10 protein-coding genes are annotated in these 11881 nt (G+C 53.1%); 4 read left to right on the forward strand and 6 right to left on the reverse strand.

Translation table 11 applies throughout. The features are described 5' to 3' along the window. Positions 1-58: 58 nt before the first annotated feature. The 5 genes from secF to queA form a co-directional block, all read right to left on the reverse strand. Positions 59-1030, reverse strand: coding sequence for a protein translocase subunit SecF (gene secF / locus ACSPHG_RS18500; RefSeq protein ID WP_435954933.1), 972 nt, complete (start codon positions 1028-1030; stop codon positions 59-61). Positions 1031-1040: 10 nt separating this feature from the next. Next, the gene (secD, locus tag ACSPHG_RS18505; RefSeq protein ID WP_435954934.1) at positions 1041-2888 is read right to left on the reverse strand and encodes a protein translocase subunit SecD; all 1848 of its coding nucleotides are present in this window, start codon (positions 2886-2888) and stop codon (positions 1041-1043) included. A gap of 26 nt (positions 2889-2914) precedes the next feature. After that, positions 2915-3247, reverse strand: coding sequence for a preprotein translocase subunit YajC (yajC, locus tag ACSPHG_RS18510; RefSeq protein WP_435954935.1), 333 nt, complete (start codon positions 3245-3247; stop codon positions 2915-2917). A 21-nt stretch (positions 3248-3268) separates the two neighbouring features. Continuing rightward, complete coding sequence (gene tgt / locus ACSPHG_RS18515; RefSeq protein ID WP_435954936.1) at positions 3269-4396, reverse strand: tRNA guanosine(34) transglycosylase Tgt; 1128 nt, start codon at positions 4394-4396, stop codon at positions 3269-3271. 79 nt (positions 4397-4475) lie between these two features. Next, on the reverse strand, positions 4476-5546 hold the full coding sequence (queA, locus tag ACSPHG_RS18520) for a tRNA preQ1(34) S-adenosylmethionine ribosyltransferase-isomerase QueA (protein ID WP_435954937.1): 1071 nt from the start codon (positions 5544-5546) through the stop codon (positions 4476-4478). Positions 5547-5649: 103 nt separating this feature from the next. Between queA and acpH the strand changes: the two genes are divergently transcribed. Further along, positions 5650-6231: an ACP phosphodiesterase gene (gene acpH, locus ACSPHG_RS18525; RefSeq protein ID WP_435954938.1), complete on the forward strand. Its 582-nt coding sequence runs from the start codon at positions 5650-5652 to the stop codon at positions 6229-6231. A 201-nt stretch (positions 6232-6432) separates the two neighbouring features. Beyond that, positions 6433-7035, forward strand: a complete 603-nt coding sequence (locus tag ACSPHG_RS18530) for a peroxiredoxin C (protein ID WP_167612035.1) — start codon at positions 6433-6435, stop codon at positions 7033-7035. Between the two features lie 136 nt (positions 7036-7171). Here ACSPHG_RS18530 and malZ read toward each other — a convergent pair whose 3' ends face one another. Further along, complete coding sequence (gene malZ, locus ACSPHG_RS18535; protein ID WP_435954939.1) at positions 7172-8989, reverse strand: maltodextrin glucosidase; 1818 nt, start codon at positions 8987-8989, stop codon at positions 7172-7174. A gap of 822 nt (positions 8990-9811) precedes the next feature. Between malZ and ACSPHG_RS18540 the strand changes: the two genes are divergently transcribed. Then, a complete protein-coding gene (locus ACSPHG_RS18540) occupies positions 9812-10621 on the forward strand; it encodes a hypothetical protein (protein WP_435954940.1) in 810 nt (269 codons plus the stop codon). 1 nt (position 10622) lies between these two features. Continuing rightward, positions 10623-11879, forward strand: a complete 1257-nt coding sequence (locus ACSPHG_RS18545) for a hypothetical protein (protein ID WP_435954941.1) — start codon at positions 10623-10625, stop codon at positions 11877-11879. Positions 11880-11881 lie beyond the last annotated feature (2 nt).

The following is an 11881-nucleotide window of genomic DNA, read 5'->3' on the forward strand; positions in this document are numbered from 1 at the left end:
CTTCAGGCGAAAAAAAACCGCAGCACGTTGGCTGCGGTTTTATCTGACATCAAATCAATCAAGGCAGAATGGACGGCTGGTCCGCGCCTTCTTTCTCTACTTTCTGCTGCAGCATGTGCTCGCGCTTCATGCCAAGCTTCAGCGCCAACGCGGACGCAACGTAGATAGAAGAAGCTGTACCGATCGACACACCGATTAGCATCGTCAGGGAGAAGCCTTTCAGCATCGCACCACCGAAGAGATACAGCATCAGGATAACCACTAATGTGGTACCGGATGTGATCAATGTACGGTGCAGCGTCTGGGTCAGGGAAACGTTAAAGATTTCGTAAGGCGTACCGCGACGGATCTTGCGGAAGTTCTCACGAATACGGTCCGATACCACGATGCTGTCGTTAAGCGAGTAGCCGATAACCGACATCAGTGACGCGACGATGGTTAAATCGATTTCGATATGGAACAGCGACAGCACGCCCATGGTGATCACCACGTCGTGCGCCAGCGCGATAACCACACCGGCCGCCAGGCGCCATTCGAAGCGGAACCCAACGTAAACCAGGATGGAAATCAGCGCGGCCAGCAGAGCCAGCGCGCCGTTCTGCGCCAGATCGGCACCCACGCTAGGCCCCACGAATTCAATACGCTTAACGGCGGCGTTTTGGCTGGTCGCTTCGTTAATCACGCTCAGCACCTTGCTGCCCAGCACCTGCCCGCCGGTTTCACCCTGAGCAGGAGGCATGCGCACCATGATGTCACGGCTGCTACCGAAGTTCTGAACCAGCGGCTCAGCGAAGCCCGCCTTTTCTAACGCCTGGCGCATCTGGTCCAAATCCGCTGGTTTTTCCAGCGAGATTTCGATGACCGTACCGCCGGTGAAGTCCAGACCCCAGTTAAAGCCCTTCACGCCGATAATCACCACGGAAAGGATTAGCAGGAGTCCGGAGATACCGAACGCCCAGAAATCCCAGCGCATAAAGTCGTAGACTTTACGGCCATGGTTTAATTGTTCAACAGTATATTCCTGTGCCACAACGCACTCCTCAGATAGACAGCTTGGTGATGCGTTTGCCGCCGTACACCAGGTTTACGATGGCACGGGTACCGACGATCGCGGTAAACATGGACGTCGCTACACCAATACCGGTCGTGATCGCAAAGCCTTTAATAGCCCCGGTGCCTACGGCATACAGGATGATGACCTTGATAAGCGTCGTGATGTTGGCATCGAAAATCGAGCTGAACGCGCCCTGATAACCTTCGTTGATAGCCTGCTGTACCGAACGGCCGTTACTAAGTTCTTCCTTAATACGTTCGTTAATCAGTACGTTAGCATCGACCGCCACCGCAAGGGTTAGGACGATACCCGCAATACCCGGCATGGTAAGCGTCGCTCCCGGCAGCAGGGACATAATACCGACGATAAGTATCAGGTTTACCAGCAGCGCAGAGGTCGCAATCAGGCCAAACTTCTTATAGAAGAACAGCATGAAGATGATGGAAACCGCAAGACCAGCAAGACACGCTTCCAGACCCTGTTTGATGTTTTCCATACCAAGCGTTGGGCCGATGGTACGTTCTTCAACAATTTGAATCGGCGCAATCAGCGCACCGGCGCGCAGCAGCAGAGAGAGCTGACGAGCTTCATTCGGGTTGTTAATACCGGTGATGCGGAAGCTGTTACCTAAGCGCGACTGAATGTTCGCCACGTTGATAACTTCTTCTTGTTTCACCAGCACGGAACGACCGGCTGCGTCTTTCTTACCGCTGTCTTTATACTCCACGAACAGGGTCGCCATCGGTTTACCGATGTTGTCCTTGGTGAAGTTAGACATGATGTTACCGCCAGCGCCGTCCAGGGAAATATTAACCTGCGGCTGGTTGTACTCATCGGTGCTGGAAGTGGAGTCGGTGATATGGTCACCGGTGAGGATCACACGCTTGTAAATAACAATCGGCTGGCCTTCACGGGTTTGCTTCACTTCGGAATCACCCGGCACGCGGCCTGAAGCGGCTGCGGACTGGTCAACGTTGGTGTTTACCAGACGGAATTCCAGCGTTGCGGTCGCGCCCAGAATTTCTTTCGCACGCGCGGTGTCCTGGATACCAGGCAGCTCAACGACGATACGATCGGCACCCTGACGCTGAACCAGCGGCTCGGCAACACCAAGCTGGTTTACGCGGTTACGCAGGATGTTGATGTTCTGCTGAACCGCATATTCACGCGCTTCGCTCAGACGAGCATCGGACATCACGGCGCGCATCACGTTGCTGCCCTGGTTGGAAATCACCAGGTCGCGATGGCGCGGGGCCAGGTAAGCGGCTGCCGCATCGCGGGCTGCGCTATCGCGAAAGACAACGTCGACACCATAGTTATCGGCTTTACGCACGTTGGTGTAGGCAATGCCTTTTTCACGCAGGTCGCTACGCAGGCCTTCAATGGTTTGTTCCTGCAGTTTGCCAAGCGCGGTGTCCATGTCTACTTCCATCAGGAAGTGTACGCCGCCACGCAGGTCAAGACCGAGTTTCATCGGCTCTGCAGCAATTTTAGTTAACCAGTAAGGGGTTGCCGGGGCGAGGTTAAGTGCAACGACATATTTGTCGCCCAATACGCTCATCAGCGCTTCACGCGCGCGCAGCTGCGTATCGGTGGTGTCAAAGCGTGCAAGAATCGCACCCTCTTCCAGAGCCACAGACTTAGCGGTAATTTTTTCTTCTTTTAAGGTGTTCTGGACCTGGATCAGCGTTTGTTCACTGGCGGCGACTCCGCGCGCACCAGTGATCTGTACTGCCGGATCCTCACCATATAGGTTGGGAAGTGCGTATAGCAGGCCGACGATAATCACGACGACCAGCATGATGTACTTCCACAAAGGATAGCGGTTTAACACGGTAGTTCCCTTAGGGAAAACGAATATTACAGCGCCTTCATGGTGCCTTTCGGCAGAACGGCAGCTACGAAATCACGTTTGATGACCACTTCAGTGGTATCGTTCAGGGCAATAGCGATGTAGCCAGTATCAGCAACTTTCACTACGCGACCTACCAGACCACCGGTTGTCAGCACTTCATCACCTTTACCGATGGAGTCCATCAGTTTCTTGTGCTCTTTGGTACGTTTTTGTTGCGGACGCAGGATCATGAAATAGAAAATCAGACCAAACACCACCAGCATCAGGATCAAAGAGTACGGGCTACCCTGCGCTGGAGCACCTGTTGCAGCTACCGCATCAGAAATGAAAAAGCTCATTAAAATTCCCTCATTATTAAATTAATCAACGTTCAAAGGTGGAACTGGTTTACCCGTCCGCTCGTAGAAATCACTCACGAAGTGCTCTAATTTACCCTCTTCGATAGCCTTGCGTAAACCAGCCATTAAGCGTTGGTAATAGCGCAGGTTATGAATGGTATTGAGCCGTGCGCCGAGTATTTCGTTGCAACGGTCAAGATGATGCAAGTAGGCACGTGAATAATTGCGACATGTATAGCAATCACACTCGGCGTCCAGCGTAGAAGTATCGTCCTTGTGCTTCGCATTGCGAATTTTCACCACGCCATCGGTGACAAAGAGGTGACCGTTACGCGCATTACGCGTTGGCATAACGCAGTCAAACATATCAATACCGCGACGTACGCCTTCGACCAGGTCTTCCGGTTTCCCTACGCCCATCAGGTAACGAGGCTTGTCAGCAGGGATTTGCGGGCAGACATGCTCCAGAATGCGGTGCATATCGTCCTTAGGTTCGCCTACAGCCAGGCCGCCGACAGCGTAGCCATCAAAGCCAATCTCTACCAGACCTTTTACCGAGATATCTCGTAAATCTTCGTAAACGCTGCCCTGGATAATGCCGAACAGCGCATTTTTATTACCAAGCGAATCAAAGCGATCGCGGCTACGCTTCGCCCAGCGCAGGGACATTTCCATTGAACGCTTCGCGTAATCCCAGTCCGCCGGGTACGGCGTACATTCGTCGAAAATCATCACGATGTCGGAACCGAGATCGTATTGAATTTCCATCGATTTTTCTGGATCGAGGAAGATCGAATCGCCGTTGATTGGGTTGCGGAAATGCACGCCCGCTTCGGTGATCTTACGGATATCCCCAAGGCTGAAGACCTGGAAGCCGCCGGAATCGGTCAGAATCGGGCCTTTCCACTGCATAAAATCGTGCAGGTCGCCGTGCAGCTTCATGATTTCCTGACCAGGGCGCAGCCACAGGTGGAAGGTATTACCGAGGATAATTTGCGCCCCGGTATCCTGCACCTCTTCCGGCGTCATCCCTTTAACGGTGCCGTAAGTGCCCACAGGCATGAAGGCTGGCGTTTCAACTACGCCACGGTCAAACACCAGGCGGCCACGGCGTGCGTGTCCGTCGGTGGTATCTAATTCAAATTTCACATTTCCTCCAGCATCAGAGAGACAGTCTGATGATTAAGACAAAAACGCCGTCGGGATAGCCGGCGGCGCGGTATTCGTTTTAAGCGCCGGGGCGCTCGTTAATCGCCTGCGGATTGTACGTGATATACATCGCATCGCCGTAACTAAAAAATCGATATTCAGCATTTACAGCGGCCTGGTAGGCATTCATGGTGTGTTTGTAGCCCGCAAAAGCGGACACCAGCATGATGAGCGTTGATTCCGGCAGGTGGAAATTGGTCACCAGCGCGTCGATAACTTTGTACTGATAGCCCGGATAGATAAAGATTTGCGTGTCGCCAAAGAACGGTTCAATCACGTCTTTTTTGGCTGCCTGCGCGGCGCTTTCCAGCGAACGCACGGACGTGGTGCCCACGGCGATAACGCGGTTGCCGCGCGCTTTACAGGCCAGCACGGCGTCTACGACATCCTGGGGCACCTCGGCGTATTCGGAGTGCATGATGTGGTCTTCAATGCTGTCGACGCGCACCGGCTGGAACGTCCCCGCCCCGACGTGCAGCGTGACAAACGCCATATCAATGCCTTTATTACGCAGCGCTTCCAGCAGCGGCTCGTCAAAGTGCAGGCCCGCTGTTGGTGCCGCAACCGCGCCGGGCTTCTGGCTATAAACGGTTTGATAAAGCTCGCGGTCTGCCTCTTCATCAGGGCGGTCGATATACGGCGGCAGCGGCATATGGCCGATGCTGTTGAGGATATCCAGCACGCTGCGTTCATCTTCAAACTGCACTTCGAACAGCGCGTCGTGGCGCGCAACCATGGTGGCGTGTACGCTTTCATCATCGCCCAGCAGCAGTTCAGCACCCGGCTTGGGAGCTTTTGAAGCGCGGATATGCGCGAGGATGCGTTTGTCATCCAGCATGCGCTCCACCAGCACCTCAATCTTGCCGCCGCTGGCCTTGCGGCCAAACAGGCGCGCGGGGATCACGCGGGTATTGTTAAAGACCAGCAGATCGCCAGGGTTGAGCTTATCCAGCAAATCGGTGAAAGTGCCATGCGTTAAATCACCCGTTGGCCCGTCGAGCGACAGCAGTCGGCACCCGCTGCGTTGCGCCTGCGGATAGTGAGCAATCAGGGATTCTGGTAATTCAAAGGAGAAATCGGCAACACGCATGGCTTAAAAACTCAGACTCAAAAAGTGGCGGTACAGTCTAGTGCCAGGGGGCATTCCCTGCAACCAATAAGCCGCCTAAAGCTCAATACGGACAAAGTAATTTATGAATTTTCTCGCCCATTTGCATCTCGCAAGCCTCGCGCACAGCTCGCTGCTGGGCAACATTCTGGCGGATTTTGTTCGCGGCAATCCGGATGAAAGCTTTGCACCGGATATCGTGGCAGGCATTTATATGCACCGACGCGTAGACGTGTTGACGGACGCGCTGCCGGAAGTCGCGACCGCCAAACAATGGTTTCGCCCCGAAACGCGCCGCGTTTCACCCATTACGCTCGACGTCATGTGGGACCACTTCGTTTCACGCCACTGGTCGAAACTCAGCCCGGAAATCGACCTGGTGGATTTTATCGCGCACGCCAGGGCAAGCATTGAACCGCACCTGCCGGATACGCCGCCGCGCTTTATCAATCTGAATAATTATCTCTGGCAAGAGCGCTGGCTGGAGCGCTACAGCGACATGGCATTTATTGCCAACGTTCTCAATGGCATGGCGTCGCGTAGACCAAAACTCGACGCACTGCGAGCCTCCTGGCAAGACCTGGACGCGCATTATGACAAGCTTGAAGTCCTGTTCTGGCAGTTTTATCCGCGCATGATGGCGTTGGCAGAACAAAAAAGTTTGTAAGCGATCCCAAGCCGGGCATTAACTTCTTGCCCTTTTACAAAAAAGGGCTATTTTGGATGGCTGCTCTGCAAATATTCGATTTTTGATAGGCAAATCCTATCTGATTAATCGGTGCAGGACGCTTGAGTTGCAGGGAATGCAGCCCCTATACTCCCCCCCGTTGCGTTAACATTCACTTTAACAAAATTAACAGGAGTACATATGGTCCTGGTTACTCGTCCAGCCCCTGACTTTACCGCAGCTGCCGTACTTGGCAGTGGCGAAATCGTTGAAAACTTCAACTTCAAAGCACACACCAATGGTAAACCAACCGTTGTGTTCTTCTGGCCTATGGACTTCACCTTCGTTTGCCCGTCTGAACTGATTGCGTTCGACAAGCGTTACGAAGAATTCCAGAAACGTGGCGTAGAAGTCGTTGGTGTATCTTTTGACTCCGAATTCGTTCACAACGCATGGCGTAAAACCCCTGTTGAAAACGGCGGCATCGGCGAAGTGAAATACGCGATGGTTGCAGACGTTAAGCGTGAAATCCAGAAAGCTTACGGCATCGAACACCCGGAAGCGGGCGTTGCGCTGCGCGGCTCCTTCCTGATCGACAAAGCCGGTATCGTGCGCCACCAGGTTGTTAACGACCTGCCGCTGGGCCGTAATATCGACGAAATGCTGCGCATGGTAGACGCGCTGCAGTTCCACGAAGAGCACGGCGAAGTGTGCCCGGCTCAGTGGGAAAAAGGGAAAGAAGGCATGAACGCGTCTCCGGACGGCGTTGCCAAGTACCTGAGCGAAAACGTTGCTAAACTATAATCGCTAAAAGCATTGAAGAAAGGCCGCGCAAGCGGCCTTTTTTATTGCTCAATTCGCCTGATATGTCGGGTGGCGTTGCGCTCACCCGGCCTACGCCACGTAGCTTTGACAAGCGAAGCGCCATCAAACAACTAACCTACAAACTCCGCCACACCGCCACGGACACGCCCGGCAACGAAAGCTCGCGATTGTCCAACCCTGCCTCGCCCTCCAGCTGTGTCCAGGCCCTGCCGCTCAGCAGCGGGTTCCAGGGCAGCGTAATACTGGCCTGCGGGCCGCGGTTTATCGCCACCAGCACGCGTTCGTTTTGATACACGCGTACAAACACCACCACGTCACCTTCGGCATACACCACCTGGCAGCCGCCCTGGCGTAGCGCCCTGCTTTGACGGCGCAGCTTGCCCAGCCGCTGATAAAGCCCGAACAGATCCAAATCCCATTCGCGCTTGTTCCACGGGAACGGCTTGCGGCAGAACGGATCGTTGTTGCCGTCCAGCCCCACCTCATCGCCGTAATACACGCACGGTACGCCCGGCCAACAATACAGCCACACCACCGCCAGCGGCAGGCGGGCTACGTCCTTGCCAAGAATCGACTTGAAGCGCGCCGTATCGTGGCTGTCGAGCTGGTTAAACATGCGCAGCTGCTGCTGGTGCGACAGGCTGGCGCGATATTGGTCCATCCACGCCACGGTCGTTTGGGCGTCGATATGCTGCGGATCGTAGGAGATATCGGTGTTCGCGAGGAATCCCCAAAGCGGGAAGGTGAAGCCACGGTAGTTCATCGCCGCATCTTCTGCATCCACCTGTAGCCACTGGCGCGCGTCGCCAAAATGCTCGCCCAGCACGTAGGCATCCGGCCTGGTCTCTTTCGCCGCTTTGGTAATGCCGCTCACGTGCAGCAGGTTATTCTTCGCGCCGCCCGCTTCGCCCAGCATATGCACCACGTCCAGACGCCAGCCGTCCATGCCCCACGGCTCGCGCAGCCAGTGGCGCACCACGCTGTCCTCGCCCTGGTAAATCTCATCAACGAGGTTTTCTGAACGATAATCAAGCTTCGGCAGGCTGGAATAGCCGAGCCAGTCCAGCGCCCGCCCTTCCTCAGAGAAGCTGTAGAAGTCACGCCACGGCGACTGCGGATTGTTGCACGCGCCGGCTTCGGCATCCTGGTGGCGGTCAAACCACGGGTGCGTATCGCCGCTGTGGTTAAACACGCCGTCCAGCACGAGGCGCATCCCCTGCTGCTGCGTGTTGTTACGCAGGCGCAGCAGCGCGTGGTCGCCGCCAAACTGCTCGTCGACGTGGCGATAGTCCTGCGTATCGTATTTATGCACGCTCGGCGCGGTAAACACCGGGTTGAGGTACAGCGCCGTGATGCCGAGCTTTTTAAGGTACGGCAGCTTCTCGCTAATACCGTCCAAATCCCCGCCGTAAAACGTTGAGCCGCCCGCCTCGCCTTCCAGCGGATCGTCCCAGTCGCGCAGGATGATTTCTCGCCTTGCGGCGTGGTGATAGTAGATTTTGTCCTGCCCCGGCTTGCGCGGCTGGCTGCGGGCGAAACGGTCGGGGAAGATCTGATAAAACACCTGATCCTGCACCCACTGCGGCCCTTCATCCGGCGCATCGAAAGCAAACTGTTCCAGGCGCGCAGGCGGGATTTTCCCCAGCCCCAGCGGGGTAAGCCAACGTTGTTTATCAAGCCACAGCAGCTTAAAGCCGTAGCGACGGCGCGGCTGGCCGTGGCTCAGGTCAATCGCTCCGCTCCAGGCCACCACGCCCTCGTAGGGCGCGTTCTTCTGGCGGATCATGGTCACCGATGTCTCTTCGTTGTCTCTTTCGCAGCGCATCACGACGCGTTCCGGCAGGTCGTCGCCGGAGAGCCAAAGGGTGATATGCAGCTTTTCTTTGCGGATTTGAACGAAGGGTGCGACCGGAAGGTGCCAGGCATTCAACATAGTAACTTCCCCAGGATTAAAATTGACGCCACCTTGCCACAGAGGTGCGCTGAGTCACTCCTCATTATCATCAAAATTGGGGGCGGAAGGCGGGGGCGGAGAGACAAGTTTAGTCGCAAAAGGATAAACGCTCTATGCAGAAGACAGAATCAACGATATTAAAAGTTAAGATAACTTAAATCATTATTAATGAGCGGTTAATTATCCATTCATTAACCTAATATCATTCATTTTATATAAGTATCATTTTTGTCAATAACCCATAATCACCGATGATTCCAAAACAGAAAACCTTATACCTCAACACATTAAGAAAATTCTTACGCAAAAAGGAGAATACAAAAACATCCCTTTCTATGAATCCACGAAATTATGTGAGATACACCCAACATTTATATAACATTTTCACTGCACTTATGGACATTAGTTCGATTGACAGGCATGGCAATCTTCCGCAAAATCCCGTCATTCATAGCTTTTCATGATAAGAACCGAAATTAACTAATATACAAATTATGCATAAATAACATGCACACCATTGCCGATAGTTAATAACCCCCCGAAATACATAATTCAAAATTATTATTTCGCCTGTTTGTTATCCCAAATGGACAATTTATATCAACACCTAAGCTTATGGATGTAGCGCAGTTGTGAATGACAGGAAAATCTATTCCCGCCGTTAATCCCACACGCTTGGTTATTATCCTGGCTAGCAGAGACCTACCCTAAATTCGGTTTATCGTTTTGGTATCGAAGAAATACGCCTGATATCAACCGACAGATTTCATTAATGCATCACTCTTTACTGCGAGATTCTTTATGGAAGAAAGTAACCCGTGGCCAACGTTCGTTGACGCATTTTCAACGGTACTGTGTATTTTTATCTTTTTGATGCTGATCTTCGTGCTTAACAGCATGCTGATTATGTTTGAAAGCTCAAAAAAACATTACGTGCCAAATACCGGCGCCACCCACTCCCAGGCTGCCAATATCACGTCCACAGACCCAACCGATTCGCCATCGGTAAGCCCTGAAGATCTGGAAGCTGATAAGTCCAGCGCATCAGGCGCGCAGGCTGACAACACGCCGAGCAAACCTGTTCAGCTCAGCAAGCAGGCGATCAAATCAGAAGTGTTAAGCCAGAAAAGCCAGTCGGAAACGCTGTCGCAGGCAACGACCGATAACACCACGGCGCAGGACAGCAACACCGAAAGTGAAAAAGACCCTACGCAAACGGTTATCGCCCTCGCGCAAAACCAGCGTTCTGCCGACATCAAAGGTTTAGAAACCGGGCGTTTTGATACAACAGAAAAGACGCCGCGCACGCATGAAATTAAAGGTGACCAGTTCATCATTTATTTCAAACAGGCTGAGCAGGGCTATACCGCCGAGGTAATGGAAGAATTAAGCAAATGGCTCGCGGCGACGGGTAAAAAGCCTGTTTCCGTCACCCTCTATACCCCAAATATCCCTTCAGTATCGGTTTCTGACGCCATGCGTTTAGCCTACCAGCGCGGGATTATTCTGCTTAAAACGGTGAAAAAACCGTATCCAGGGCAGGAAGTTTCTATTTCGGTTGTTAACGATTCCAGCATCGTTAACTGCGCCATCGTCACAGTGAGTGAATAAAATGAATTTTTTAAGAAATCATAAAGAGCTGTTTGTTTCCCTTCTATGCGCCGCGTTGCCGCTGATCGCGATCCTATTCCCGTCGATTCGTGAATATGTCATCGGAAACTATTATGTTTCAGCCACCTATAACACGGCGATTATTTTTGTTTATTTAGTCGGCTGTTTCCTGGTCTTCTTCTCATTCCTGGAACTGACTAAATGCACCGTTATCCTGCAACAAAAGAACAGCAGCAACCCCGCGCCTTTATTGGGTGATGCGAACAAAATCGTTTTCTCCCCGAACCACGGTCAAAGCGATGACACGCTAGCCTCGCTCTATGAAAGCATGAAAGAGAGCGTTAACAGGAAACAGCAGCATCGCCTGTCGGCGATTCAGAACTGCGCCAACATTTCCACCATGATCGGCCTGCTGGGGACCTTCGCCGGTCTGTCCATCACCATCGCGTCCGTTATCACCCTGCTCGAGCGTTCACAGATTAGCGGCAACACCAACGACGCCGATATGCTCGGCGTTATCGTAAACGTGGTGTCCTCGCTGTCTGAGCCGCTCAAAGGGATGAACACCGCGTTTGTATCCTCGATTTACGGGGTGGTCAGCGCCATTCTGCTGGGCATCATGTGCTCATTTTTACGCAGCTCCTTTAACAAGCTGAGCGTTACGCTGCGCGATGCGAACCTCGATTTTCTGCGCGAAGTGAAGACCCGCCAGGTCGACGGCAAAGTACGTATTTTGCAGATCGAAACGGTGGTTGACGAACTCGTGCGCGAGATGAAAACAGACCTCACCGCCTTCCACCAGTCGACGCTTGCCCTACAGCAGGAAAAACGCGGCCTTCTGGTTTTACTGATCGAAAAAATGGACGAGTCCCACCAGCGCCGCGCCGCGTTTGAAGACAGCCTTCTCACAAGCGTCGGCTATCACGCCGAAGGTCTTGGCTACATCAGGGAAGCCGTTGACTGCGCCAATCAGCAGCTGGCTACCCAGCACCTTGTCGTTGAGCAGATCAAAGACAACGGAACCGAGCAAAACAAAGCGCTTAACCTGATTAATGAGCAGCAAAATCAACTTGTTGAGTTGGAAATAAGCCAGCAGGAAACCCTTGCGCACTATCAGCAGGCAAACGTTGAAAACCATCAGCGTACCCAGGCGACGCTTGAAAGCCACGTCGAGACTTTCCCACCGCTCTTTAGCCAGGTTGCAGGCATGCAGCAGTCGCTGACAAAAGACATCATTATGTTGAAAAACAAGGAATAATA

The organism is Dryocola baronae, assembly GCF_051297175.1.
Classification (GTDB): Bacteria; Pseudomonadota; Gammaproteobacteria; order Enterobacterales; family Enterobacteriaceae; genus Dryocola.